We start from the raw sequence: 25,772 nt of genomic DNA on the forward strand, positions 1-25,772 counted from the left end.
CTAGCCGATTGCCGCCAGGAATTCTCGATATGAGCCTCGATCCGCAAGCTAAAACCGCCCTTGAAATGCTAGCCATGGTGCCACCAATCGATTTCAGCAAGAGTGGATCGGAGGTTCGCGCTGAGCGAGCCGCCGTTCAAGCGGGAGAATCACCGTTCGCACCTGGCGATGACGTTGAACGTATCGAAGACCGCTCAATCGTCGGCCCAGGCGGTGCGATGGGCCTGCGTATCTATTGGCCACTGAATCGTGTGACGCCGACACCGGCTCTCGTGTACTTCCACGGTGGTGGTTTTGTATTCGGCACCCCCCCCGAGCACGACAACGTCTGCCGATGCATTGCCAACCGCGCCCGGGTCGTCGTCGTGTCGGTGGATTATCGGCTCGCTCCGGAAGCCAAGTTTCCCGCAGCCGTCGATGACGGGTGGTCCGCGCTCCAATGGGTCCGCACAAGCGCGAATGAACTCGGCATCGATGCGTCTAGAGTCGCAGTGGGCGGCGATAGTGCGGGAGGTAATCTTGCCGCCGTGGTCGCACAAAAGGCGAGAGACAACGAAGTACCCATCAAGCATCAGTTGCTTCTCTATCCGGTTACCGATAGTCGGTTCGAAACAACGTCCTATCGGGAAAACGGCCAAGGCTACTTCTTGACGACCGAAATGATGCGCTGGTTCTGGCGTCAATACCTACCCGACATGGACGCGGGAAGCAATCCACTCGCCTCCCCGCTGCGCCATTCCGATCTCGCAGGCCTCGCAAGCGCAACGATTGTCACAGCCGAGTACGATCCTTTGCGAGATGAAGGGGAAGCGTACGCGCACGCGCTGGACGCGGCCGGCGTGCGCGTTACCTTGCAGCGCTACCCGGGTCAGATTCACGGATTTGCCAGCATGCTCGGCATAATCGACGCTGCAGACGCCGCCCTCCACCTCTCGGCAGAACGGCTGCGCGCGGCTTTTGAATAGAGAGCAAAGGTCTCCCCAACGTGATTGGCGTTGGGGATTCCGTTTGGCTAATTCCTGATCGCAGCCACCGACCGTCCCACCAAGCGCACAGGGCGTTTCCATCAATCGCCTCGTTAAGCCGCGACTGTGATTCGCTTGAGACACCACCGACCGCTTGGGCGACCGCGAGCCACTGTTGAACCACAGCCGCTTTCACCTGAACGATTTCTGCACGGCTGAGGACCTGGATGGCCAGCCGTTCGGCCGCTAGCTAGTCCGAGGTGAGAAATTCCTCCAGGATTCAGCGAACGTTCCTCTCTCAGAAAAATACCCATCGCATTCAAGTACCGGCGTCAAATGCCATGTGGGATACGCCGACGAGCATCAAGACGGTACCCATGTAGGCACTTGTGGTTCAGCCTGAGGAGGCCGGAACAGACAGCGACAGCAGCGCGTCAATCGCCTCGTTCTGTCAACGAGCGTGAAATTTGCATAGGCAGATTTAAGCACGCCCGGGATTCCCGGGCGTGAACATGTCGCTACAGAAGGTGGTAGTCGGCTACGGCCGGCTCACGCGTCCATTTCCAGTAGTCTGCCAGTGACCAGGGCGACGTATTCACGACTCGCCCACGGCTGTTCTTGTACCAGTTGTTGACAGACGGATGGGACCATACGAGTTGATCAAGTTCCGCTACCAAGCGCTCATTGAATTCATCGTAGACCTCCGTCTTGACGTCAATCGCTTTATAGCCGTTCTCTACCATCAATTTGATGGCGCCGATTACGTATTGAACCTGACACTCGGAGTGGAAAATGATGCTGCCCGCGTGCGCGAGATTTGTACCCGGACCGTAAAGAGTAAACAGGTTCGGGAAGCCGGGCACCGTGATCCCAAGATAGCCGCGAGGCTCATCGCCCCAAAAGTCGTTGAGGCGAATGCCATCGCGGCCTACAACCTCCATCGGCCAGAGGAACTTGTTCGCATGGAATCCCGTGGCGTAGACGATCAGGTCGACCGGATAATGTCGCCCGTCTTGATCATAGATGCCAGTCTCATCGATGCGGCTCGGCGCCTGAGTGACGAGCTCGACGTTCGGCTGCTTCAGCGCGCGCAGCCAACTGCCGTTATCTTGGAGCATCCGCTTTCCGCCGACTGGGTACTGCGGGATAACCTTCTTCAGCAGATCTGGGTTGTCACCGACCTGATTGGCGATCCATGCCGTGAGTTTGACGCGCTCTTCGTCATTTGCCGCGTTGACCGCACGCTCCGGATGCGGCCATGCCGGATCAATTCGCCAATTGCTTAGCGCCATTCCGCTGCCAGGCCAGAAGACCAAGAAACGGTACCAGCGCGCGTAGTAGGGAACATGCTTTAGAAGCCACTTTTTGCTTTCCCCAACTTCCGCATGGTAGTCCGGGTTAGGGAACATCCAGATTGGCGAGCGCTGAAAGACGGTCAACTCGCTGGCCTGCTTCGCCAACTCAGGCACAACTTGAAATGCGCTAGCGCCGGTCCCGACCACCGCCACGCGCTTGCCGACGACGTCGATCTCAGCGTCCCACTGCGCAGTATGGACCTGCATTCCTTTGAAGCGGTCTTGGCCGTCGATCTTAGGAATCATCGGGCGATTCAGTTGTCCCACGGCACTGATGATTGAGTTGGCCGTTACGCTGCGCCGATCCCCCTTCTTGTCCCTAATGGAAACGACCCACTTCCCGTCTTCGTCGTCGAATTTTGCCGACTCGACTTCAACATTAAATTGAATATATTCGAGCAACCCGTGTTTTCTGGCGAAATCCAGGAAATAACGATGAAGCTCGTTCTGGCGAGAGAAATATTCCGTCCAATCGTGATTCGGGTGGAAAGAATAGGAGTAGAAGTGGTTCGGGATGTCGACACGGCATCCGGGATATCGATTCTCGTACCACGTCCCGCCGACCGAATCATTCTTTTCAAAGACGGTGAACGGGATTCCGGCTTCCTTCAGTTTATATGCGGTAAGCAACCCCGACATACCGGCCCCGATGATAACGGCATGATGCTTTGCTTTATCCTCAGCAGAAACCGATTTCGACCATTTCGCCACACGAGCGTCTTCGCCGTCCAACGCAAGCTCTTCAAGTACCAACGGAAGATAGTCCGCCGGCACGTCCATACCGACGATAAAGTTCATCATCTCCCGAATCGTCTCCGCCGACGGCGGCGCAGGCAGTTTGCAACCACCGTCTCGGTACTTTTTCAAGGCCTCGAGCGCCAACGCACGAATAGGGGCACGCTCATCCTCCGAGAGTCCGCCCTGGACTTCGCCCATCACCGGCGTTTTGGGTCGAATCGCACCCTTCAGGATGCTGGTATCGCCGGTGAGATGGACAATTGACATCATGAGTGTTGGAATGCTCGCATCGGCTAGCATCCTTTCAATGACGGCGTCGTCTTGCGTAATCAATTCTTCGGCAGGTTGAAGATGCTTGCTCATCGGATGTCTCTGTCTATATGTTCTCTGGTGGAATGCGGTCAGCAGACCGCGTGCGCGCTCCATGTCTCCTCAAAGCCTTCAGCGTTCTCGTGCCATCGAGTGTCAACTGACTGGGCGGGAGCGTGCCGTGAAAAGCTGCTTCCAGAATACTGCCACGTTGCCTGTTTGTCCTAGTCCGGAAGGACTAGAGCGCGCCCGGGCCAGAACATTTACTGGCGGCGGGCGATGATGGTCGCACTAGGCGCGTTGCTGATTGACATTTGCGGCTTCAAGAAAGGCAGGCCGCTCTCCTCCGCCGTGAACCAGCAGATCGACACCGCTCACATACGCCGCCTGTTCCGAGGCCATAAACACGCACGCGTCGCCAATGTCTTGCGGCATACCCATTCTGCCAAGGGGAATTGTGCGGGCTACCGCTTCGATGCCGTCACTGTCGCCGTAGTGTAGGTGCGACTGCTCCGTCTGTATGAGCCCGGGGCTGACGCTGACCACTCGTACCTTCGGCGCCCACTCAACGGCCAACGATTTCGTAAGGCTGAGAATAGCCGCCTTGGCTGCTGCGTAAGTTGCGCTGCCAGGGCGCGCCGTCACTGCGCTAATGCTACCGATGAAGACGATTACGCCCCCGTTCGGCTGAGATTGCATAATCGCGTTCGCCTTCAACGCTGCGCATAGCGGCGCGGTCAGGTTCAACGCCAGAATTGACTCGTGATAGCGGGTCGAGGCGTCAGCAGCCATAGCGAAAGGAGTACCACCGACGTTATTAACGAGCACGTCAAGACGACCATGTCTTTCCCGCACGTTCGAGAACAGACGTTCGACAGCATCGAGATCCCGCACATCGGCAGGAATGAACGTCGCGCTTCTGCCGCTAACCTCAGGCAGTGACTCCGGCTCAGTACGACCACAAATGACCACCTCCGCGCCACTTCGGAGGAAGCTCTCTGAGATTCCGCGCCCCACCCCTTTCCCGCCACCGGTGACCAAAACAACCCGGTTCGCCTTACCATTTACATCGACCATTGCCCCTCCCAACGTGAAATCCCAAAAAGCGACACCGCCCTCGAAACTCTTCAGTCACACCCAAACCAAGAGTCGCTGAATGAGCACAATCGCGCTGCCGGAAACAATGCGTCGCACGACCTATTCAGCTAAATTGAAAGGACTATGCCAATCCATCCAGTCGAAATCCGGAATACAAGGTGACCAAGCCCACAACTGGCGTGGCTGCGATCGGTGGTCCGTCTGCAAAGTGCCGCCGCTCAAACGTCCTCCAGCGGCACCCGAACCTTCTTCCCGCCGCAATGCAGATTGCCCATCAGAATCCTTGCTCCACTTCGATAACGCCTTGTCGGTCATTGCATCCTCCTAGGCTGCCGCCTTGACCATGTCTTCGATGACCTTCTTGGCGTCGCCGAACACCATCATCGTTTTGTCCATGTAGAACAGCTCGTTGTCGAGCCCGGCGTAGCCCGCCGCCATCGAACGCTTGTTCACGATGATCGTGCGCGCCTTGTACGCCTCGATGATCGGCATGCCTGCGATCGGCGACTTCGGATCGTTCTTCGCCGCCGGATTCACCACGTCGTTCGCGCCGAGCACGAGCACCACATCGGTCTGCCCGAACTCGTTGTTGATGTCTTCCATCTCGAACACGAGGTCATAGGGCACTTCGGCTTCGGCGAGCAGCACGTTCATGTGGCCCGGCATGCGGCCCGCCACGGGGTGGATCGCGTAGCGGACGTCCACCCCCCTTTCGACAAGCTTGTCCGTGAGTTCCTTAAGCGCGTGCTGCGCCCGCGCGACTGCGAGCCCGTATCCCGGCACGATAACAACCGATTCCGCGTTGCCAAGCAAGAATGATGCATCGTCCGCCGAGCCCGACTTCACCGGCCGCTGCTCCTGCGCACCGCCCGAAGCCAAAGCACCCGCCTCTGCGCCAAAGCCACCGAGCAGAACGTTCAAGAATGAGCGATTCATTGCGTGGCACATGATGTACGACAGAATCGCACCCGACGAGCCCACCAGCGAGCCCGCGATGATCAGCATGGCGTTGTTCAGCGAGAAGCCGATGCCCGCCGCCGCCCAGCCCGAGTACGAGTTCAGCATCGAGACGACCACGGGCATATCCGCGCCGCCGATCGGGATGATGATGAGCACGCCCAGCGCGAACGCGATCAGCGTCATGATGATGAACGGCAGCCACGACTGCGTAATGAAGAACAGGATGCCGAAGCCGATCATGCCGAGCGCGAGCATCAGGTTGATGAGATGCTGGCCTCGGTAGACCACAGGTGCCCCTTGGAAGAGGCGGAATTTATACTTGCCTGAGAGCTTTCCGAACGCGATCACCGAACCGCTGAACGTGATTGCGCCGACGAATGTGCCGATGAAAAGTTCGACGCGGTTGCCATACGGAATGAAACCCGGATACGGTGCACCCTCTGTTACCAACCCGAACGCTGCCGGCTCAGACACTACCGCGTAGGCAATGCAAACCGCCGCGAGACCAATCAGAGAGTGCATAGCCGCGACCAGTTCGGGCATCTTGGTCATCTCGACGCGCGACGCAACGAGTGCGCCAAGTCCGCCACCGACCACTACAGCCGCAAACAACAACGCCAAACCCACACCCAAATCGGCCCCCAAGATTGCCGCTTCCTTAAGAATGAGGGCGGTGGTCGTTAGTATCGCGACCGCCATCCCGACCATACCGAACGCGTTACCAGCGCGTGCTCTTTTCGGATTCGAGAGTCCCTTTAGCGCTTGAATAAAGCAGACTGACGCAACGAGATATAGAAGCGTCACGACGTTCATGCTCACGAAGCTCATTCCCATCATGCGCCCCCCTTCACGATCGCTTTTTTAGACTCTTTCTTACGGAACATCTCAAGCATTCGGCGCGTAACGAGGAACCCGCCAAACACATTGACCGCCGCCAGCATCACCGCGAGCGTGCCGAAAAATTTTCCCGCGCCACCGACCGTAAGCGTCGTCGCCAACATCGCGCCGACAATGACAATCGCCGATATTGCGTTCGTCACTGCCATAAGCGGTGTATGCAGAGCCGGGGTAACATTCCAGACCACGTGGTAGCCAACATAGATTGCCAGCACAAAGATGATCAGGTTGATCATCGTATGGTTGATGATTTCCATTGCCAGCCTCTTTTTATGCAGCCTTACGCGTGATTTCGCCGTCGCGTGCCAGCAATGTGGCCGCGACAATGTCGTCTGCGGGATCAATGTTGAGTGTGCCTTCCTTCGTTACGATGAGCTTAAGGAAGTCGAAAAGGTTTCGCGCGTAGAGGGACGACGCGTCTGCCGCAACCATTGCCGCGAGGCTGGTGTACCCGCAGACCTGCACACCGTTGCAGCTCACAACTCGGTCGGGCTCCGTGAGCGGACAGTTACCGCCACGACGACCGGTATTAGCATCGACAACCGGGCCGCGCCCAGCTGCGAGGTCGACTACCACCGAACCGGGCTTCATCGCTCGAACGGTTTCCGCTGACAGCAGCGTGGGCGCATCACGACCGGGAATCAATGCCGTCGTGATGATGATGTCCGCCTGCTTTGCGCGCTCGTGAACCAAAGCAGACTGCCTGTGAAGCCACGATGCCGGCATGGGACGAGCATAACCACCTACACCCTGAGCTGCGTCTCGTTCCTCGTCAGTCTCGTAGGGCACCTCCAGAAACTTAGCCCCTAGCGATTCGATTTGCTCCTTCACGGCAGGCCGCACATCCGAGGCTTCAGTCACCGCGCCCAGGCGCTTCGCAGTAGCAATCGCCTGAAGACCAGCAACGCCGGCTCCGAGAATCAGGACCCGCGCTGCCTTGACTGTACCAGCGGCAGTCATCAGCATCGGCATGAAGCGAGGATAGAGATTCGCGGCCACTAGCACAGCCTTGTATCCTGCGATGTTTGCTTGTGATGAAAGCACGTCCAGGCTTTGCGCGCGAGTTGTGCGGGGAGCTGCCTCGAGCGAAAACGCCGTAATGCCGGCACTCGCGAGTCGCGCAGAATTGGCGATGTTGAACGGATCCAGCATCCCAACAAGCACCGAACCCGATTTCATCTTGCCGAGTTCGAGTGCAGTCGGCGAATGAACCTTGAGAACGATCTCCGCGCCGAGCGCATCGGCGTCGTCGGAAATCCGTGCACCCGCAGTTGCATACATGTCATCCGTAAAACTCGACGCCAGACCTGCGCTTTGACCGACGACAACCTGGTGACCCTGTCCCACGAGTTTTTTCACGGTTTCTGGAGTCGCCGCAACCCTAGTTTCCGTCGCGCTGCTTTCTTTTGGTATTCCGATGTGCAAGGGCGTCTCCCCTGTGATTAAGATGCCAAAGCGATCTTTGATAACCTGTACCCCTCTATCGCAAAGAGGTAGCTTTCTGGCGTGACTTGCTCTACGCTTCACGTAAGCTTATTGCCGTCCGAAGGAGATTACATCGTCCACACAGACTAACATTTCGTTATTATATTTTATTCGTACTACTACTTTTATACGACCATCTCTCTTTGACTTAACGGACAAACGATGACTTGTTGGCGCTCAGTCCGGAGAATTCTGTGGCGCCCCCACCAGCGGTTATCGCTTCGATCCGAAGAACGTTTTCCGCGCCAAAAAGTCGCGCACAGACTGCGCAAACTCCACTCTTTTGGCGCATTCAATGAATGCAAACTTCTCCGCCTCCAACTGATCAGGAAGATTCGCTTCATAGCTATCTCTGATCAAAAACTTGGTCCTGGCGATCACAGATGGGGAGACCTTCAGCAAGCCCAGGATGAGCGACTGCAACTCAAACTCCAATTCATCATCGCGTACCGCTCGATTGATGATCCCCAGTGACGCAGCCTCTCCGGCCCCGATGGGAGCCGACATCCAAGTTAGCTCAAGTGCGCGCTTAATACCGAGCAGACGAGGTAACGCGTATGTAGCGCCACCATCCGGGGTGGCGTTGATCAAACTGTATGCTAGTTTGAAGCTTGCGCCGTCGGACGCTAGTGCCAAGTCACACGCGGCGACCAAGCCAATGCCAAATCCTGCCACAGGACCCCGAATACACGCGATGAATGGTTTTGGCGATTCCTTAATTGCACGAATCGCAGCGTGCGCGTCGTCAATTAAGTTGCCAAACCAATGCTCTTGCGCTTGCTGTGACGTTTCCAGCGCCGTGGAGAACTCGTAGAGATCTCCTCCCGCCATAAAGCAGGTTCCGGAACCTTTCAGAACGATCAGTCGCACTTCATCGCTCATGGTTGCGAGATTGATCGCACCAAGCAGCATTCGAGCAAGATCTGCATTGAGGGAATTCAACCTTTCGGGTCGATTGAGCGTGATCGTTGCAACCGCTCCATTCTCTTCGTATAGGACTTCCTCAGGGCCAGCAGCGTTCGGATTGTTGTCCATTCCTTTCCTCATTCGAGTGCGATTCGAACGCTACCGAGAACATGTGCACCACGAGAGTTGGCACCGCGCACCGCAACATCAACCCATCGTTCATCACCCTCAGAACGTGCCGTAACCGAACCGGTCAATTTCATTACGTCGCCGGGGTAGTTAGGCTCACCAAGTCGTATTTGAATTGACAGCGGCCTTGAGCCAGGGCCGCCCCACTCACGCACGTAACGCTCTACATACCCGTTTGTAGTGAGGATGTTCATGAAGATGCTTTTAGATCCAGCGGCGCGGGCGTAGTCAACATCATGGTGGACAGGATGAAAGTCGCGTGTGGCAATCGCAGAGGCGACAATACTCGTCACCGAGACAGGAACATTCAACTCGGGAAGATCGTCGCCGATAGCGACATCCTCAAATTTCCGTGTTTGCTCAAGGCCGGTCATTGCGCCACCTGTTCAAACTGTTCCTTTCGATGTGCGAGCATGCAGAAGTCCATTGTTCCGACCAGATCGCGTCCTTCAGACAGAAAGGTATAGCGCACTGTAATGAAATAGCCGGACCCAAGTCCGGTCTTCTTCAATGAGCTGATAGCACTTACATGCGACATATACGCGATTCGCTCCCCCTCTCGAATTGTCCTGGCGTAATGCTGATCGGAGCTAGTTCCGACGATCGACGAATAGCCTCCATCTGCAAAGAGTCGGAGTACCTTCCACGCATCATCGGTAGCTCCTCCGGGGAGCGCGGCCTCGCCCCTATTGCCCATCATCGTCCATACCTGCATCATCGATGACGGAACAGGCAGAGACTCTCCGGACTCTGAACCGGAACTTGTCGAAACCGCTAGATCGCAAGGAAATCCGAGCGCTTCGCACCAGTGCCTCACCATCGCTCGATTGACGCGATCAGGACCATAGACCGGACCAAATTCTTGTCCGACCATCGCTCGGGCCTGGCTCTCCCAGCCGTCATTAATATCCATCACCACAGGCTGTTAATTGAGTTCGAAGAGCGCTGCCGCGCCCATACCGCCGCCAACGCACATCGAAACAACTACGAACCTGACACCTCGGCGACGCCCCTCAAGCAACGCGTGCCCCGTCAGGCGGCTTCCAGTCATCCCAAACGGGTGACCGATTGCAATAGCGCCGCCGTTCACGTTCAAATGAGACTCAGGTATACCAAGCGTGTCACGGCAGTAGATGACCTGGCATGCAAACGCTTCATTGATCTCCCAAAGGCCGATATCGGAAACGCTGAGACCGTGACGTCGAAGAAGTTTTGGGATAGCGAATACGGGGCCAATGCCCATCTCCTCAGATTTGCATCCCGCGACAGCGAATCCGCGATAGGTACCAAGCGGCTTGAGGCCACGATGCTCTGCCTCATCTTTGCTCATCAACAAGCAAGCGGACGCACCATCAGAGAGTTGGCTCGCATTGCCTGCGGTAATGAACTCCCCGTTCTTAACCCATTGACCGTCCTTCCAAACTGGCTTCAGACCGCTAAGACTCTCCAGGGTGGTGTCCGGACGATTGCCCTCGTCCATCTCCAATGTAACTGTCGAACGCCCGCTCGGCTGACCTTCCCGGTCAAACAGTACCTTCTCGGCCGTAACCGGAATCACCTCGTCTGCGAATAGTCCAGCGCGCTGCGCATTCGCGACGCGCTGTTGACTAAGGAATGCATACTCATCTTGAGCAACACGCGAGATTTCGTAGCGGCGAGAGACAATCTCCGCCGTCTCGATCATCGGAATATAGGCGTAGGGATCCTGTTCGATCACCGCATCGGACCGCGCACGGTGGCTATTTTTGTATTTGTTTTGCGTGAGGGACACGGACTCGACACCGCCGGCAATTGCGATGTCGATTTCATTACACATAATGCCTTTTGCGACCATCGAGATCGCCATTAGGCCCGATGAACACATCCGATCAACCGATGCACCCGGCACTGACTCCGGCAGTCCCGCCGCGCGCGCGGTAAGGCGGCCCAAGTTATATCCTTGCGTACCCTGCTGGGCCGCAACGCCAAGAACGACGTCATCGATCAGACTCGATTCGACACCGGCGCGGTCAATGACAGCCTGCGCAACTTGAGCACCGAGCCATGGAGCCTCAGTATCGTTAAACGCCCCCCGGTAAGCCTTTCCAATCGGGGTTCTGGCCGTTGCGACGATGACTGCTTCCCTCATGTGATTTCCCTCATGCGTTGTGTATTGACTGCGGCGTGCGCGCAGAGTGCTACGGTATATTCGCTCCCTTGCCTTCCTGAATCATCGTCCATAAGGACTACCGCACGTACCGCAGTTCGTAGTTTTTGACGCGGCACTGCAGTGGTCGCCTAGATCAAGGCGACCACTGCATTAGGAGGAGGATTCGATCCGACGCGAACGACGCGTACTCTGGCTGAGCTGTCAGCACCGGTGACGCAACGATCAGGTCTATGTTGGCGACGATTGTCTTTTTGGCAGACGACTCGGCTTTGACGGGGGCTGCGATGCGGCCGCGCGAGAGTCCAGTTATATCGTAGCTGCATTCGGCAGAGTCAGCGATAGATGGGTCGTACAAAGTCGACTTCTTGTTGGCCCGCGCGCGGGAGATTTTCGCTTAGACGAGGAATAAATCCTTCAGACAACCGAAAGCAGATTGACCAGCCTGCAAAGAAGCCTTTACTTCTCGCTCGAGGGACCTATCCGTGATTTCGTGGGCGAGGCATATCATGAGGTGTAAAGGCCATGGATATGCCGATGAAAAAGAAAAGACAAACCGTAGCGCGTCAGGCAGCGGCCCGAGGGCCGCTGCCTGAACTGCCCAAGGAACTGCTGGACCAGTTGGTCAAGGGGCCGATGACGCCGACCGAGGTGCAGGATCTGATGCTGGCGTTCAACAAGGCGGTCATCGAACGGGCAATGGGCGCCGAGATGAATCTGCATCTGGGCTACCCGCCGGGTCAGTCCAAGCCGCCCGGTCAGGCCAACGAGCGCAACGGCGCCAGCGGCAAGACGGTCATCACCGATCGTGGCCCAGTCCGGGGCGACGTGCCTCGTGACCGTGACGGCAGCTTCGAGCCGATCCTGATCCCCAAGCACGAGCGCCGTTTCACCGGCTTCGACGAACGGATCATCGCGATGTACGCCCGCGGCATGAGTGTGCGCGAGATCCAAGGATTTCTGGCCGAGCACTATGGCACCGAGGTCTCGCCCGACTTCATCAGCTCGGTCACCGACGAGGTGATGGCCGAAGCGCTGAGCTGGCAGAGCCGCCCGCTCGAGACGATGTATCCGGTGGTGTTCTTCGATGCGCTGCGGGTCAAGATCCGCCACGATGGCGTGGTCAGCAACAAGGCCGTCTATCTGGCGCTGGGGCCGACGGCCAGCGCGACGTGCTGGGCCTTTGGATCGAGCAGACCGAGGGCGCCAAGTTCTGGCTCAAGGTGTTCAACGAACTGAAGACGCGCGGCTGTCAGGACATCCTGATCGTCGTGGTGGACGGCTTGAAGGGGTTGACCGAGGCCATCAGCGCGGCCTATCCGCGGACCATCGTTCAGACCTGCATCGTGCATCTGATCCGCAACAGTCTGGAGTACGCCAGCTACAAGGACCGTAAGGTGCTTGCCGCCGCGCTGCGCCCGATCTACGCGGCTGTCAGCGAGGAGGCGGCAAGGCAGGCGCTGCAAGACTTTGCCGACGGACCTTGGGGCGCGAAGTACCCAACGATCGTGCAATCATGGCAACGCGCGTGGGAGCACGTCGTGCCGTTCTACGTGTTCCCGCCGGAGATTAGACGGGTCGTATATACGACAAACGCCATAGAAAGTCTGAACATGCAGTTGCGCAAGATCATCAAGACGCGCGGCCACTTCCCGAATGACGAGGCGGCGATCAAGCTGCTCTGGCTGGCGCTGCGCAATGTGCTGGCCAAGACTGTGCGGTCCGCCTTCGACTGGAAATCGGCGATGAACCAGTTTGCTATCCTGTTCGGAGACCGATTTATGCAGGCGCGCGGATAACGTGCTGTTCAACCGCCTCGCCCACAAAAATGCGGACAGGTTCCGCTCGAGACGCCACTTGCGCATCGATGAATTGCGTATCGATATCCGCGCCTAACAACGTATAACGTGCCAGTGCAATCTACTCTATTTAAACCTGCGTACCCAGCGTGAACATCGCAATGCATCCCAAGATCGCTCCAATGAAGGCTGCGAGCTCACCTCCCGAAACCTCCGACCGGCGGAACAATCGCGTAGATGCCCAACCAAATGAGCCACTCATTCCGAGCACCACCAGGACGTTCGCGATCATCGACAGAGTCAGCGCGAGAAGAGGATCAATATCCGCATACGACAACCACCAGAGGAACAATGCCCCCGATACGCCGATGACAGTAAGAGCCTTGAAAAGAAAGCACTCGTTGACCGGTTGTTCCATCTTAGTCTCCATAGCAGCGCAAGCTTCTTGCGCCACTCGTCTCCTACCGAGAAAATAATTCTCGAGAGAGCCCTCATCGCGCATCGTTTGTCGACGATAGGCCCCGTTTTAATTGGATAGGAGAGTAGTACCCGCACTATCACAACACATCGTCCAACCGGACTAAGTGGTTTCGCTCCCCGCCGCGCATCAGCCCTGGCAGCTAAAACATCACGTGCTCAGGCGCACCTTAACCAGGGGCCTGGTCAGTAGGTCGCCCCGAATACATGACCATGATCAACGCCAGCATGACGAAGCTCGTTCCCACAATCACGAACATATCTGGCGCACCATATTTGCCCCGCAGCGGCCCAAGAAAGAGCGGATTGAAGAATTCGCCCAAGAATACGGAACCGATTAGGTATCCTGCCGCGCGGCCAAGATGTGCTTCGCCGGCACGCCCAAGTACAATCGTGCTCGCAACCGGTCCAACGAGACCGGCTCCAAAGCCGACAACGAGAGCGCCGCCGGTTGCCAGCCCCGCCGATGGGGCCATCCCCATGGCGGCTGTACCGCCGCCAAGCATCAATGCGGCGACAGCGAGTAATGGCAGCGGGTCAACGAGGCAGCGCACCCGCGAGTACAAAATCCCTGCGATTGCTGCAGCAAGCGAGGAACTCGCAACAATCACGCTCCTTGACGTAGCGCTTGAAATACCAAGATCTTCTAAGAGAAACGGCCCCTGGACTCCGGGAACAAACAAGGCAATCCCGAGCCCACCAGTAAGTACATACAGAATAATTTGAGGCTCGAACGGCCGGGTAGGTTTGTGCTCTACGTGGTCACGAACGTCGTCTTCATCCAGTGCGCAAATTGCCACCACCCAGACGACTAGAGCACTGAGATACAAGGTGAATGGCGCGCGCCAGCCGCCGCAATCAACCAAGACGCCGGCCATGACAAGTGCGACCATGGCCAAGCTTGCCTCACCCGCGCCAACCATGCCCAGGAGTTGCTCGCGTTCGCCACCGCGACGGTACTGGCCTGCGAGGGCCATGCTGACCGTCAAAATTCCGCCACCGACGCCCCCAAGAACTAGTCGAGTAGCGATCAGTATCACTGCGTCCGGCGCGACCGCCCCCGCGACGCCAAAGACCGCGAACGCGACTAGCAGGCTCAACAGGCATCGACGCCGGCCAAACTTCTCGGAAAGGTAACCGAATGCAACCGCGCCGATCGCCAACATCAGCGCGGGACAGGTCATCACAAATTGAGCGAGGAATATCCCGTCTTCACTACCTCCAAAACGGCTTGCGATACTAGGCATTGCAGACGACGTAGCCATCGGAATTAAGGTAATTAACGATGGCGCCGCCACGAGGACAAACGTAACCCCAAGCCTACCTTTTTGCGCCCTTCCGTTGCGCACCATTGGCTGTCTCCTCGTGTTTTTCCTGAAAGCGTGCCATGGGGAATTGCATACCGCTTTCGCCCGATCGACATCGTCCATTTGAAGTAGAAAACCCCTCTAAAACCGGGCATTTGCATGCCGGATGATTTTCACCAAAGTCACCCGATTGATATGCCAATTAGTGACCCTGGATTCTCCTCGTGTATCGGTGCGCGTAGCTTTTTAAGCTAGTCCGTCAGGACGATGCGGAGCGGTCGCCGCAAAGCTAGACTCAAATCGAAAATGGTGCATTAGCAGTTCGACCCCGGTTGAACGAAGCGTTGGCTTCGACCTGGCGCTGTCGGCAGCACGATTCGCGCTGACCAGGCGAACTAATGCGTGCAGCGCTGGCTATACGTGGACCGTTTGACGAAGATCGGTCGGTGCAAAAATCAAGTATCAAATGCGCACGAGCGCTCACTCGCAATAACCACCGCCGACGAGCAGAGCAGCTCTCCAAGCGAAACTCGAATACGAAGGAGTAGAAGTGAAGGTAATCGTCGCAGTAAAGCGGGTAGTCGATGCGAACGTCAAAGTTGGAGTTAAATCTGACCGTACCGACGTAGACATCGCGAACGTGAAGATGTCGATGAACCCGTTCGACGAAATCGCCGTGGAAGAGGCGGTGCGTCTGAAGGAAGCGGGCGTGGCGACGGAAGTCATCGCCGTTTCGGCCGGTGTCGCGCAGGCGCAGGAAACGCTGCGCACGGCGCTCGCGATCGGCGCGGACCGCGCGATCCTCATCGAATCGAACGAAGACCTGCAGCCGCTGGCTGTCGCGAAGCTGCTCAAGGCGCTCGTCGACAAGGAGCAGCCGCAGCTCGTGATCCTCGGCAAGCAGGCCATCGACGACGATTCGAACCAGACCGGCCAGATGCTCGCCGCGCTGGCGAACCTGCCGCAAGCGACGTTCGCTTCGAAGCTCACGGTCGCCGACGGCAAGGCCACGGTCGCGCGTGAAGTCGATGGCGGCGCCGAAACGCTGTCGCTGACACTGCCCGCCGTGGTCACGACGGACCTGCGCCTGAACGAGCCGCGCTACGTCACGCTGCCGAACATCATGAAGGCGAAGAAGAAGCCGCTGGAGACGCTCAAGCCCGAGGACCTCGGTGTCGATGTCACGCCGCGTCTGAAGACGCTGAAGGTTGCCGAGCCGCCCAAGCGTAGCGCAGGGGTGAAGGTGCCGGACGTGAAGACGCTGGTCGAGAAGCTGAAGACGGAAGCCAAGGTGCTGTAAGGAGCGAGACGAAAATGACGAATCTGGTGAATCTGGTAATAGCTGAACACGACAATCACTCGATCAAGGCCGCGACGCTGAACACCGTCGCCGCAGCACAGAAAATCGGTGGCGATGTGCACGTGCTGGTCGCGGGCCACAATGCACAAGCGGCTGCGGACGCAGCCGCGAAGATCGCAGGCGTTGCGAAGGTGATGCTGGCCGATGCGCCGCAACTCCAACAAGGCCTTGCCGAGAACGTCGAGGCGACGGTCCTGAGCATTGCAAAGAACTACTCGCACATTCTGGCTCCGGCCACGGCAGCGGGCAAGAACGTCACGCCGCGTATCGCAGCGAAGCTCGACGTCGCGCAGATCAGCGACATCACCGCTGTGGGTTCGCCGGACACGTTCGAGCGTCCGATCTACGCGGGCAACGCGATCGCGACGGTGCAATCGGTCGACCCGATCAAAGTCATCACCGTTCGTACGACGGCATTCGATGCGGTTGCGGCCGAAGGCGGCGGCGCAGCGGTCGAGAAGCTCGAAGCGGCAGCCGACAGCGGTCTCACGCAGTTCGTTGGCCGTAAAGTCACGAAGCTCGACCGTCCGGAACTCACGAGCGCGAAGATCATCGTCTCGGGTGGTCGAGGTCTCGGCAGCGGCGAGAACTACACGAAGGTTCTGGAGCCGCTCGCCGACAAGCTCAACGCAGCACTCGGCGCATCGCGCGCGGCAGTCGACGCCGGCTACGTGCCGAACGACTACCAGGTCGGCCAGACAGGCAAGATCGTCGCACCACAACTGTACGTGGCCGTCGGCATCTCGGGCGCGATCCAGCATCTGGCCGGCATGAAGGACTCGAAGGTCATCGTCGCGATCAACAAGGACGAAGAAGCACCGATCTTCAGCGTGGCCGATTACGGCCTCGTGGGCGATTTGTTCAATGTTGTACCCGAGCTTGCGGGGACTGTCGACTTGTAGTCCAGAAGCTTCTGCAAGGAGCCACGTGAATTTTTGACTTTCGATATCACGTTCGATCAGGAGATTGAAATGACGAACCGGGAAAGGTCACTAAGGGTGCTCGTTGACAAGTGGTTAGGCGACGCTAGCTCAAGCAATCGCAGAATCACGCGCTTTAGCCATAGCCGGACGAAACAGTGGCGTTACGTTTGTGTCGAGACGCAGCGTATCACTGGCGCATTTTCCGTCGTCTTCTTTCGCCATGACGACGGCTCGTGGTGCGTATTCCCTCCGGCTGGGCGCCGCGCCTCAATGCAATATAGTTCAATGCACGGCGCCGACGCGTTTCTTTCCCGACGTACCACTACGTCAAATAGATAGCCCAGCGACAAATGCATGCATGCGTCGTACGGAGATCGCGCAAGCTCGACTACAGAATGGGCAAAACCAAATGCCGCGAAAATCAAAACAAGAATCCCTGAAAACGCGGAATAAAGTCCTCGACAGCGCCGAGCGACGATTTTCCGAATTTGGTTTTGCCTACACCACGCTCACACAAATTGCACAAGATGCTGGAGTCACACGTGGCGGTGTATACACACATTTCAAGAACAAAAGTGAACTATTCCGAGCCATACTTGAGCGTTCGCTATCACCACTCGCAGCACTGATTCAAAAATTCGAAATTCACAATAGCTCGGACCCACTCCTTGAATTTCGTGAATCGCTTGTGGAATGCGTGCGTCTCGTAGCAAGCAATGAACGAGTTCGTCGCGTACTCGCATTGCTGTGGAACCAGCCTGCACCAATGGAACGACAGGAGTGCATCGATATATCCCACCTCGCCCAGATATCGCAAATCTTCTCTGATATGAGACTTACTCTGGAGCGTGCTCGAAAAATCGGCAAGTTGCCTGAGAAGTTCGATATCGATTTCGCCGCGTCAATGCTGCAACACATATTCATCGGACTGCTCCGTTCGCTGGTCGCATTACCCAGAGCGTTCCCTACAGAGCCGAATCTGGAGCGGACCGTCTCGGCGTTGTTCGACATGATTTCGTGTAGCAAGGCACTCCTCCACCCCGACGGAGCGTCGTTATCGCACACCGCTTTGTGCGGTTGATGCGCCTCTGCGAGCTGCGTACTCCAGCCCGCGCTACAAGTTGGCACACCATCCGCACTACTCCGCCTCGAAGGTTCGGCGGTACTCGGTCGGCGAGCAGTTACCCCAACAAGCAAAGGCGCGTCGAAAAGCTGCCGCGCTACTGAATCCAAGCCGTCCTGATATCTCGTCAATCGTCCACTTCGTATTCCTTAGATAGTGCTTTGCGGCTTCTCCGAGGCAACGGCTTCGCAATTCGTTATAGCTCGTTCCTTCGCTTGCCAGCCTCCGACGCAGAGTCACAGAACTCATATCGAACATCACGGCTAGCTCCGCTAGACCGGGCAACGGGTCGCCATTCGATATCGAAGCCTCGATCGCGCCAGTAATCTTTTCGGTCACCGAGCTGCTACCGGATGACCGAGTAACCAATCCGAACGGCAAATCCTCCAAAAATTTCCCGAGTTCGACGGGCTGGCGAACCACGCGACGGCTAAGCAAAGCGGCATCAAAAGTGAATCCCGACGCGAACGCGCCAAATTGAACAAAGGCGCCGAAAAGTCCAACAAACGGCCCGGCATCGTCTCTGCGTGGATGTGCCAGGAATACGCTTTTCGGACGAAGAGGGCGTCCAATCAGCCACCCAAACAAATGCATGAAGCAAAGGAGTCCGGTTAGATCAAGAAGGCATCCGGCGGACGAACTCTGCCGGCGGACCGTCTTCATGCTAAACGTCGCTACATCGGCGCTAACCTCAAGGCAAAGCCCCGCTGCACGTGGTTGAAGCATTAAGCAGAAGTCCCGTGCACAGAAAATTGCTTGCTCAAGCGTCTGGCAAGTTATTGTGCACCGGCACATCATGTCCACTTCCTGCTTCGTCATAGGCGGATAGCCGTTGTCGCGCGAGACCTGTTCGCAGAGATGATCCGCAACCGACCGATAGAGATCCGCGAATTCAGTTCGTGGGTTGCTCCCTACGAATAGACCACTTTTGCGAAACTCCGTAAGCAAGCGGGTTCTCAGCGCGTGCTGCACCTCCTCCATCCTGCCCTTCTCTCGCACACCCATCGTAGGTCCTCAAGTGATCATCGCGGTAGCTATCCGTGATCGTCTGTGTAACGATTGGGTTACGATCCGCAGGCTACATTTAGTCCGTATCGTCCGGAAAAGATACCGTCCTTTTTACCGTCGACACGACTTAATTCTAAGGCATACATAGGAGACACTGCCATGCAAGTATTGAACCTCAAAGACCACGAATCACTGCCGATGTTTGCTGTTTCGCCTGAGCTCGCCACGCGGATTCGCGAATACGGCCTCGAACAAAATATTAGGGACATGGAGGAGCACGGCTACACGGTCGTGAAAGATGTCGCCTCGTCGGACTTCTTCGCGAGTCTGCGTAGTGCAATCATGAACTGTTGTCTCGAAGACAAAGGCCAATACTTCGGGATGACCCGTAAAGGCATTTCCAGCGATATGCTCCTTACCCGAGACTCGACCATTGCGGAGGCAACGATCAATCCGAAGATCCTGACGATGATCGAGTATATGTGTGGGCGCGGCGCACAAATAAGTCAGGTAAGCGGCAGCGTACGATACGAGGGAGCAAATGCGATGGGCCTGCATTGCGATCAGTCTTGGTTGCCGGCGCCGTTCCCTGAGCACAATGCGCTGATGACCGCGTGCTGGTATTGCGACGACACGCTCGACGAGGCTTCCGGTGCAACCAAGGTCGTGCCGGGGTCACACCGGAAGATGCGCCATCCGAATCCCGACGAAGTACAAGCCTCGGAAGGCGCGGTCCCGCTCGTCAGTCCGCGAGGTTCTGTAGGCATGTGGGATGGTCGCCTTTGGCACGCAAATTATCCCCGCACGCGCGAAGGTGAGCGCGTCATGCTTCACGCCACGTACTGTCGTCTTGCCTATCGACCGCTGGAAGACTACGGTCCCGATAGCGAAGGTCTGATCGCAAAGTACGGCCCTGTCATGGAGGACCTGCTCGGTCGAAATCAATGGTGGGGTAATCGCAATTGGAACGACGGCAGCGTCGATATGCAGAAGTACCTCCGCACCGAGCGAGATTCGCGTCGCTAATCGCGCGCGTGCGCAGACCCCCTTTGGGAGAGGCCATCAATGAGCAGATTTGCGAACAAAGTGGTAATCGTAACGGGGGGCGCGTCAGGGTTGGGCAAGGCAACTGCAACCCGATTCGCTCTGGAAGGTGCAAAAATTGTGGTAGCCGATGTACAAGGTCCTGCCGGACACCGGTTTGCCGAAGACATCGGCGGCATCTTTGTCGAGACGGATGTGCGTGACTCGGGCGCCGTTGACCATCTCGTAGACGTCGCCGTCAAAGAATACGGCACGCTCGATGTGATGTTTAACAACGCTGGCGTCCGTGGGCCTGCCGCGCCCGTGTCCGAGATGAGCAACGAAGACTTTGACCAGCTGGTCAGCGTCAACCTCGCTGGAGTCTTCTACGGTGTCCGTGCGGCCGCACGGGTAATGACGCCAAAGGGGCAAGGCGTGATTATCAATACTGCGTCTATTGGTGGGGTTCTCCCAACTGCCGAAATCGCGGCATACTGCGCGACAAAAGCAGCGGTGGTTACCCTCACCCAAGCGACAGCGGTCGAGTTGGCGCCATCGGGTGTCCGTGTGAACTGCATATGTCCCGGAGTGATGCTTACGGGCATGACAGACGGACTGCCCGCTGAAACGATCAAACGGCTGGACAGGCTGCAACCTATCGGACGCCCCGGTGACCTCACAGAAATGGCCGAAGGCGTACTCTTCCTCGCGTCCGACGCCGCTTCTTATGTGGTCGGACATGCACTGGTCGTAGATGGCGGTGCTGTTGCTGGCAGACCCCTCGGCATCTGACCCGCCGACAACGGTGCATCTTCAGTTGCGCACCCGAGATATCGCCCGCATTCATAGTACCTTCCTCGATTGCGCGAGACGTCACCGATGGAGAAAGGAGAATGCGGGCGAGTGCCTCACCAGGGTTTCCCGTACGTCGCTTTATGTCATCCGAAGACAACCAATGCACTGATACTGACGACAGCTTAGGTTGAGTTCAAAGTCGTTCGAAGACAGCAGAAATTCCCTGCCCGCCCCCGATACACATAGTCACAAGCGCATATCGCGCACCCGTACGCTGGAGTTCCGAGACTGCCTCGACCACGAGAATTGCGCCCGTGGCCCCTACCGAATAACCCAGCGAGATACCTGATCCATGCATGTTGACCCTCTCCGGATCGAGGTCAAGTTGTTGCATGACGGCGCACGCCTGTGCAGCAAACGCCTCATCCGCCTCGACGACTTCGATGTCGGCAAGTTTCAGCCCCGTCCGTTCCATTAATGGCCGGGTAGATGCAACAGGGCCGACACCCATATACTCTGGAGAGACCCCGACGTGTGCGTAGCCCACCAAGCGCGCAAGCGGCATCAATCCTTGCTCCGTCGCACGTTGCATATCTCCAAGTACGACAGCCGCCGCCCCATCGTTAATACCTGAAGCGTTGCCTGCCGTTACCGTTCCACCGTCGCGCTTGAAGACCGGCTTCATTCGAGATAGAGCATCCAGGGTAACGTCTGCTCTCACGTGCTCGTCGGTGTCAAAAACAACCTTACCCTTTCGCGTTTCAATCTCGATCGGGACAATTTCATCCTTGAACAACCCATCGGCTACCGCACGTGACGCGCGCTGCTGGCTCTTCAGCGCCAACTCGTCCTGCATTTCCCGCGAGATCTGAAAGCGCTCTGCCACGTTCTCTGCTGTGACACCCATATGAACGCGCCGCCACGGATCATGAAGAATCCCGCTCATGTAATCGATGAGCGCTGCATCTCCCATGCGCTGCCCCCAGCGCGCCGCCGGGACAAGGTATGTGCCGAGACTCATCGACTCTGCACCGCCGCCAATTGCGAAATCCGTGTCACCAAGCAGGATAGTCTGCGACGCCGAAATGATTGCTTGTAGGTCTGCTCCACACAGGCGGTTTACATTGAAGGCTGGTGCCTTCTCCGGGATACCTGAGTCGACTGCAACGACACGACTTAGGTAGGCATCAGCTGGTTCGGTGGGAACGACGTTTCCCACAACAACGTGCCCTATATCATCCGCTGCGACACCGGATCGCACAAGAGAAGCGCGCACGACGGCCGTCCCGAGTTGACGCATAGGAACATCTTTCAAAGCGCCACCGAACGTGCCGATCGCCGATCGAGCCACGCCCAAAACAACAACTTCACGCTGCGCCAACACACCTCCATGGTTCGCGGACTACCCCTTCACTTAACTACAGGTTAATGGCCAGCCCGAGATTCTTGGACATTACCAGCTAATTCAAGCAACGGAACCTACAAACCGAATTCCGCTTTCATCATGCTCATGTGATCAACTACGCGCCGCGCATAGCCCTTAGCGCCCCCGCTATAGCGATATAATGCGTCTTCGAGGTTGCCATCTGACGCTCGAATGTAATCTTGTAGAATTGCAGATCCGATACGGACGTTCGTACGTGCGTCAGTCAAATCGGAACTGCGAAGGACGCGGTCTCTATGCTGAGACGGAAGCACTTGCATGAGTCCCCTGGCACCAACCACACTGACTGCGAACCGATCAAAACTAGATTCGACCGCTATCACCGCAAGCAATAACAACGGCGACATTGTGTAGCGTCTGGCTGCGTTGAGAACCGCATAACTAATATCCAACGCATCGGGCAGTCCTATATGGAAACGCTCGCTCACCACACTTGCGATTTCGTCTGCAGTGAGTGCTCCCCCTCGCGGCTCGTCAACCGTTTGAATTGGTGTCGGCCAAAAGGGCGAATCGGCGCTGTAACACTGTCCCGTTAGCGAACCCAAGATCAAAATCGCCGCTGCGAAGACAATGCGCCGGACGCGGTACGCATGAACGCGTGGCCAAAAAATAAAATCTCCGCTCAATATCGCAAACATGATCTACGTTCCTGACAATCAATAACGAACACCAAATACACTCTCTGGATTGAGAATGCACACCAATTCGGCTACGTTGCGTTCGACCTTACGTTTCGACGGCGGATTGGTCGGCGCTCGTGATCTTTTGTCCCCACGAGCTGGGATGGGCCAGTGATCGGACACCAGGCCAAAAGAATTTCCTGCGCTAGTCCAGAACTTCACCTTCTCAAAACGATTGAACTCTAAAACCTCTGCGACGATATATTTCCGCCGTCCACGACGATCTCAGCTGCGGTGATATAACTCGCCTCGTCTGACATCAAAAAGCGAACCACGCGCGCCACCTCGTCGGCGGAACCGAGGCGCCCAAGCAAAATCCGTTCGCGCCACTTTTCCGCAAGTGACTCTGGCACACTTGCACCGCCACCACCCGACAGCATCGGCGTATCGATCATCCCGGGCGAAACCGAATTCACGCGGATCCCATCGCGCCCGAGTTCATCCGCCATCGATCTCACCAATGACAGGACACCACCCTTCGCGGCAGTGTAGATTGGGATCAAACCATTCCCGAGTGTCGCGTTCATCGACGATATCGCAACGATCGCCGACCCGTCGTTTCGCTTGAGGTCAGTGAGAATCGCCTGCGTAATTAGCACTAGCGGTCGAAGGTGTACGTTGAGCCCGGCGTCCCAGTTTTCCACCGTGACGCCCTCTAGCCCCGTCGCTGCAACGGTGCCGGCGGAGTGCACAAGACCACCAATCTCGCCAATCTGCCGACGCGTAACAGCGGCAGCCTCCTCTATTTCCTCCGGCTTGCGGAGATCGAGGCACACTCCGGCAGTCGCCACACCGTACTCTTCAGTGATGGCCTGCGCGTTCCTCTTGACCTCGTCATGATTTATGTCCCACAGCGCTACAGACCTCCCGGCCGCCGCAAGTTCTCGAGCCGTAGCTAAACCAATCCCCGATGCCGCGCCGGTGACAATCACGCCCGTTGACGGCAATGCATAACGCTTCTCTTGACTCAACTGATCTCTCCTGTATCGCTGTTTTATCGCTGCCAACCGTTCGAGGGATCGACACCTATGTTGCCTCTTCTTCTTATCTGACGCCGCTATTGAAATAAGTTGTCGGAACGGTTCAGAGGCCGCTATCGACAAGCGGCAATAGCAGTGGTAAAGCTGGGGAAGGAGCTAGCAAGGGCGCCGGTGCCAAGGCTTCGACGAAATGTGAATGGGGCATGCATGCTTACACCCAGTTGGCGTCGCAAGGAACGTTGCAGACGCGGACCTCGGGGAACCCGCTCCCTAAAGTTCTTGCTGTACAACCGTGCGGCGTTACGGGTATCTACTTCTCAGGGCGGACACCATCCTACGATGCTATCCGCCCTAATGTCGCCAGCGAGAGTTCGAGGTGAACTCTATTGCCTAAGTATTACTGTCCCATGCGGCGAAGCGCGTCGGGAGTGAACATGTCGGCGGTCATGCCGCCTTGATCAATGATCGGTGCCTTCCGCTGCTGCGCAAAGAGTCCGTCAACCAAATAAGAGCCTGCTTGAAGATCCATATAAATCTGCGCAGACGCCAGGTTCTTATTGTTGATGAACGCGTTTACCCAATTAACCATCGCAACGCGCCACAAGCTGCCACGGTTGTCATATTCGTCAGACATCACTGCGGTCCAGTTGTCCTCATCGATATAGAGGACTCGCTTGGCATATTGATGGCGGTACCCCTGCTTCAGCGTCGCCTCGAGTACCCAGACTCGATGCAATTCGTAGCGCATATAATCCGGATTCGGCACGCCCCGAGTTTTCAGCAGATCGTCATACTTCATTTTCGGATCGCTGATCAGGTAGTTGTTGTAAGGGATGTAGAGCGCCTTCTTGCCGACGATTTTCCAGTTGTAGCGCTCCGGGGACCCATTAAACAACTGATCATCGTCTACCGTGCGGAACCCACCCGGTCCTTGCGGCATGTCAAAGCCAAATGAAGGGAGCTGGCGGACTCGGCGCGTTCCCGGACTGTACTGATAGGCGTCACGCGGTTGAGTCACGTAATTGAAGTAGTCCGTGGAAACAATCGCCGTTCCTTGGTCGCGCTCCGGTTTGTCTGTTTCACCGTAGCAGTACGCGTTTACGCCGCCAACAGTCGACACACGCTGCTTAGGATCAGTACGCGGAACCAAACATTTTTCTTGCGCACGCCCCCAGACGATATTACCGTTTGAATAGACCACGGCTTGGTCGATGGTATCGGATCTCGTCCAAGGTCCCCATGGATTATTCATATTCCAGTAAAGCTCAAGACCCGACTTCGGAATTGGAAAAGGTACCGTTCCCGTCGTCGCGACAATGCCCTCACCGTCATTGGCGAGCTCGGAATTCAGCGCGTTTTGCTTCGCGTTCTCACAGAACCATGACGGATAAGCGAAATCGCGGTGCGTCGCGTACACAGGGACTTTCATCGTATCGGGATACTTTTTCAGCAAATCCTTCAGGCCGTCCGACAGATGATCTGCGTACTGGTCCATATTAGCCGCAGTAATTACTATTGTAGGCTTCTCATTCGCGTACGGATTGGGAAGCGGCGAGCCCGGACCGTTGTACGTGACGCCCGGCGGTACCCCCTTCCACTGACCACCGAACGCAGGAATCTTTCCGTCTTTGCTGGCTGCCTTTTGTGCGCCAAGACAGGTCAAACTTGCTCCCAACTCAGCCGCCTCGCTCGGCTCAACCTTCGCGAATGCTGATTGAATTGAACATACGCTAAACAGCGCGATTGAGCAGCTAATCACCGCTCCCTTCATGTTAAACGGACTCACAGACGCCTCCTTACTTTCC

General features: G+C 56.8%; 23 protein-coding genes and 1 pseudogene. 7 read left to right on the forward strand and 17 right to left on the reverse strand.

Annotation, left to right across the window (positions count from 1 at the left end):
• Positions 1 to 29: 29 nt before the first annotated feature.
• Entirely contained in the window at positions 30 to 965 is a 936-nt protein-coding gene (lipP1, locus tag NH14_RS27785) for a LipP1 family hormone-sensitive lipase (protein ID WP_035530699.1), read from the forward strand.
• 518 nt (positions 966 to 1,483) lie between these two features.
• On the opposite strand, the gene NH14_RS27790 is transcribed toward lipP1, so the two are convergent.
• The 10 genes from NH14_RS27790 to NH14_RS27835 form a co-directional block, all read right to left on the reverse strand.
• Positions 1,484 to 3,421, reverse strand: coding sequence for a flavin-containing monooxygenase (locus NH14_RS27790; RefSeq protein ID WP_176329295.1), 1,938 nt, complete (start codon positions 3,419 to 3,421; stop codon positions 1,484 to 1,486).
• A 237-nt stretch (positions 3,422 to 3,658) separates the two neighbouring features.
• Positions 3,659 to 4,444: an SDR family oxidoreductase gene (locus NH14_RS27795; protein ID WP_035530698.1), complete on the reverse strand. Its 786-nt coding sequence runs from the start codon at positions 4,442 to 4,444 to the stop codon at positions 3,659 to 3,661.
• A 120-nt stretch (positions 4,445 to 4,564) separates the two neighbouring features.
• A complete protein-coding gene (locus tag NH14_RS27800) occupies positions 4,565 to 4,780 on the reverse strand; it encodes a hypothetical protein (RefSeq protein WP_152617233.1) in 216 nt (71 codons plus the stop codon).
• A 9-nt stretch (positions 4,781 to 4,789) separates the two neighbouring features.
• Positions 4,790 to 6,244, reverse strand: coding sequence for an NAD(P)(+) transhydrogenase (Re/Si-specific) subunit beta (locus NH14_RS27805; RefSeq protein ID WP_035530857.1), 1,455 nt, complete (start codon positions 6,242 to 6,244; stop codon positions 4,790 to 4,792).
• Between the two features lie 14 nt (positions 6,245 to 6,258).
• Positions 6,259 to 6,579, reverse strand: coding sequence for an NAD(P) transhydrogenase subunit alpha part 2 (locus NH14_RS27810; protein ID WP_035530697.1), 321 nt, complete (start codon positions 6,577 to 6,579; stop codon positions 6,259 to 6,261).
• Between the two features lie 13 nt (positions 6,580 to 6,592).
• Positions 6,593 to 7,747 carry a Re/Si-specific NAD(P)(+) transhydrogenase subunit alpha gene (locus tag NH14_RS27815; RefSeq protein ID WP_035530695.1) on the reverse strand — a complete coding sequence of 385 codons (1,155 nt, stop codon included), beginning with the start codon at positions 7,745 to 7,747 and terminating at the stop codon, positions 6,593 to 6,595.
• 273 nt (positions 7,748 to 8,020) lie between these two features.
• Positions 8,021 to 8,842, reverse strand: coding sequence for an enoyl-CoA hydratase/isomerase family protein (locus NH14_RS27820; protein WP_052148330.1), 822 nt, complete (start codon positions 8,840 to 8,842; stop codon positions 8,021 to 8,023).
• A gap of 8 nt (positions 8,843 to 8,850) precedes the next feature.
• Complete coding sequence (locus NH14_RS27825; RefSeq protein WP_084225788.1) at positions 8,851 to 9,276, reverse strand: MaoC family dehydratase; 426 nt, start codon at positions 9,274 to 9,276, stop codon at positions 8,851 to 8,853.
• The gene (locus NH14_RS27830; protein WP_084225787.1) at positions 9,273 to 9,815 is read right to left on the reverse strand and encodes an FAS1-like dehydratase domain-containing protein; all 543 of its coding nucleotides are present in this window, start codon (positions 9,813 to 9,815) and stop codon (positions 9,273 to 9,275) included. Before NH14_RS27830 ends, NH14_RS27825 begins: the two co-directional genes overlap by 4 nt.
• A gap of 12 nt (positions 9,816 to 9,827) precedes the next feature.
• The gene (locus NH14_RS27835) at positions 9,828 to 11,030 is read right to left on the reverse strand and encodes an acetyl-CoA C-acyltransferase (protein ID WP_035530692.1); all 1,203 of its coding nucleotides are present in this window, start codon (positions 11,028 to 11,030) and stop codon (positions 9,828 to 9,830) included.
• Positions 11,031 to 11,579: 549 nt separating this feature from the next.
• Here NH14_RS27835 and NH14_RS27840 point away from each other — a divergent pair.
• Positions 11,580 to 12,847: pseudogene (locus NH14_RS27840) on the forward strand (IS256 family transposase).
• Between the two features lie 130 nt (positions 12,848 to 12,977).
• Here NH14_RS27840 and NH14_RS27845 read toward each other — a convergent pair.
• Together NH14_RS27845 and NH14_RS27850 are read right to left on the reverse strand one after the other, a co-directional pair.
• Positions 12,978 to 13,265, reverse strand: a complete 288-nt coding sequence (locus NH14_RS27845) for a hypothetical protein (protein ID WP_152617232.1) — start codon at positions 13,263 to 13,265, stop codon at positions 12,978 to 12,980.
• 229 nt (positions 13,266 to 13,494) lie between these two features.
• Positions 13,495 to 14,676, reverse strand: a complete 1,182-nt coding sequence (locus tag NH14_RS27850; RefSeq protein ID WP_035530688.1) for an MFS transporter — start codon at positions 14,674 to 14,676, stop codon at positions 13,495 to 13,497.
• Positions 14,677 to 15,181: 505 nt separating this feature from the next.
• Between NH14_RS27850 and NH14_RS27855 the strand changes: the two genes are divergently transcribed.
• The 3 genes from NH14_RS27855 to NH14_RS27865 all read left to right on the forward strand — a co-directional run bounded on the left by NH14_RS27855 (position 15,182) and on the right by NH14_RS27865 (position 17,995).
• Positions 15,182 to 15,931, forward strand: coding sequence for an electron transfer flavoprotein subunit beta/FixA family protein (locus tag NH14_RS27855; RefSeq protein ID WP_035530686.1), 750 nt, complete (start codon positions 15,182 to 15,184; stop codon positions 15,929 to 15,931).
• A 23-nt stretch (positions 15,932 to 15,954) separates the two neighbouring features.
• The gene (locus NH14_RS27860; protein ID WP_035530853.1) at positions 15,955 to 16,893 is read left to right on the forward strand and encodes an electron transfer flavoprotein subunit alpha/FixB family protein; all 939 of its coding nucleotides are present in this window, start codon (positions 15,955 to 15,957) and stop codon (positions 16,891 to 16,893) included.
• A gap of 379 nt (positions 16,894 to 17,272) precedes the next feature.
• Entirely contained in the window at positions 17,273 to 17,995 is a 723-nt protein-coding gene (locus tag NH14_RS27865; RefSeq protein WP_168727162.1) for a TetR family transcriptional regulator, read from the forward strand.
• A gap of 57 nt (positions 17,996 to 18,052) precedes the next feature.
• Here NH14_RS27865 and NH14_RS27870 read toward each other — a convergent pair whose 3' ends face one another.
• Positions 18,053 to 19,042 carry a helix-turn-helix domain-containing protein gene (locus tag NH14_RS27870; RefSeq protein WP_152617231.1) on the reverse strand — a complete coding sequence of 330 codons (990 nt, stop codon included), beginning with the start codon at positions 19,040 to 19,042 and terminating at the stop codon, positions 18,053 to 18,055.
• A gap of 162 nt (positions 19,043 to 19,204) precedes the next feature.
• Between NH14_RS27870 and NH14_RS27875 the strand changes: the two genes are divergently transcribed.
• Positions 19,205 to 20,071: a phytanoyl-CoA dioxygenase family protein gene (locus tag NH14_RS27875; protein ID WP_052148329.1), complete on the forward strand. Its 867-nt coding sequence runs from the start codon at positions 19,205 to 19,207 to the stop codon at positions 20,069 to 20,071.
• 39 nt (positions 20,072 to 20,110) lie between these two features.
• Positions 20,111 to 20,860 (forward strand): SDR family NAD(P)-dependent oxidoreductase, encoded by a 750-nt coding sequence (locus NH14_RS27880; protein ID WP_035530683.1) that lies wholly within the window; start codon positions 20,111 to 20,113, stop codon positions 20,858 to 20,860.
• A 196-nt stretch (positions 20,861 to 21,056) separates the two neighbouring features.
• Here the strand turns inward: NH14_RS27880 and NH14_RS27885 are convergent, their stop codons facing one another.
• The 4 genes from NH14_RS27885 to NH14_RS27900 all read right to left on the reverse strand — a co-directional run bounded on the left by NH14_RS27885 (position 21,057) and on the right by NH14_RS27900 (position 25,753).
• Positions 21,057 to 22,244, reverse strand: a complete 1,188-nt coding sequence (locus NH14_RS27885) for an acetyl-CoA C-acyltransferase family protein (RefSeq protein WP_035530681.1) — start codon at positions 22,242 to 22,244, stop codon at positions 21,057 to 21,059.
• Between the two features lie 98 nt (positions 22,245 to 22,342).
• Positions 22,343 to 22,945 carry a lytic transglycosylase domain-containing protein gene (locus tag NH14_RS27890; protein WP_052148328.1) on the reverse strand — a complete coding sequence of 201 codons (603 nt, stop codon included), beginning with the start codon at positions 22,943 to 22,945 and terminating at the stop codon, positions 22,343 to 22,345.
• Positions 22,946 to 23,169: 224 nt separating this feature from the next.
• Positions 23,170 to 23,958, reverse strand: a complete 789-nt coding sequence (locus NH14_RS27895) for an SDR family NAD(P)-dependent oxidoreductase (RefSeq protein WP_035530679.1) — start codon at positions 23,956 to 23,958, stop codon at positions 23,170 to 23,172.
• 406 nt (positions 23,959 to 24,364) lie between these two features.
• A complete protein-coding gene (locus NH14_RS27900) occupies positions 24,365 to 25,753 on the reverse strand; it encodes a DUF1329 domain-containing protein (protein WP_161790871.1) in 1,389 nt (462 codons plus the stop codon).
• Positions 25,754 to 25,772: the final 19 nt, after the last annotated feature.

Origin of the sequence: Paraburkholderia sacchari (genome assembly GCF_000785435.2) — a bacterium.
Taxonomy (GTDB): domain Bacteria; phylum Pseudomonadota; class Gammaproteobacteria; order Burkholderiales; family Burkholderiaceae; genus Paraburkholderia; species Paraburkholderia sacchari.

Excerpts from the sequence above, each read along its gene's own strand:
- NH14_RS27825 (WP_084225788.1), bottom strand. The coding sequence starts at position 9,276 with ATGACCGGCCTTGAGCAAACACGGAAATTTGAGGATGTCGCTATCGGC.
- lipP1 (WP_035530699.1), top strand. The coding sequence starts at position 30 with ATGAGCCTCGATCCGCAAGCTAAAACCGCCCTTGAAATGCTAGCCATG.
- NH14_RS27835 (WP_035530692.1), bottom strand. The coding sequence starts at position 11,030 with ATGAGGGAAGCAGTCATCGTCGCAACGGCCAGAACCCCGATTGGAAAG.
- NH14_RS27850 (WP_035530688.1), bottom strand. The coding sequence starts at position 14,676 with ATGGTGCGCAACGGAAGGGCGCAAAAAGGTAGGCTTGGGGTTACGTTT.
- NH14_RS27870 (WP_152617231.1), bottom strand. The coding sequence starts at position 19,042 with ATGGGTGTGCGAGAGAAGGGCAGGATGGAGGAGGTGCAGCACGCGCTG.
- NH14_RS27845 (WP_152617232.1), bottom strand. The coding sequence starts at position 13,265 with ATGGAACAACCGGTCAACGAGTGCTTTCTTTTCAAGGCTCTTACTGTC.
- NH14_RS27875 (WP_052148329.1), top strand. The coding sequence starts at position 19,205 with ATGCAAGTATTGAACCTCAAAGACCACGAATCACTGCCGATGTTTGCT.
- NH14_RS27800 (WP_152617233.1), bottom strand. The coding sequence starts at position 4,780 with ATGACCGACAAGGCGTTATCGAAGTGGAGCAAGGATTCTGATGGGCAA.
- NH14_RS27865 (WP_168727162.1), top strand. The coding sequence starts at position 17,273 with ATGCGTCGTACGGAGATCGCGCAAGCTCGACTACAGAATGGGCAAAAC.
- NH14_RS27790 (WP_176329295.1), bottom strand. The coding sequence starts at position 3,421 with ATGAGCAAGCATCTTCAACCTGCCGAAGAATTGATTACGCAAGACGAC.
- NH14_RS27830 (WP_084225787.1), bottom strand. The coding sequence starts at position 9,815 with ATGGATATTAATGACGGCTGGGAGAGCCAGGCCCGAGCGATGGTCGGA.
- NH14_RS27795 (WP_035530698.1), bottom strand. The coding sequence starts at position 4,444 with ATGGTCGATGTAAATGGTAAGGCGAACCGGGTTGTTTTGGTCACCGGT.
- NH14_RS27890 (WP_052148328.1), bottom strand. The coding sequence starts at position 22,945 with ATGTTTGCGATATTGAGCGGAGATTTTATTTTTTGGCCACGCGTTCAT.
- NH14_RS27880 (WP_035530683.1), top strand. The coding sequence starts at position 20,111 with ATGAGCAGATTTGCGAACAAAGTGGTAATCGTAACGGGGGGCGCGTCA.
- NH14_RS27820 (WP_052148330.1), bottom strand. The coding sequence starts at position 8,842 with ATGGACAACAATCCGAACGCTGCTGGCCCTGAGGAAGTCCTATACGAA.
- NH14_RS27810 (WP_035530697.1), bottom strand. The coding sequence starts at position 6,579 with ATGGAAATCATCAACCATACGATGATCAACCTGATCATCTTTGTGCTG.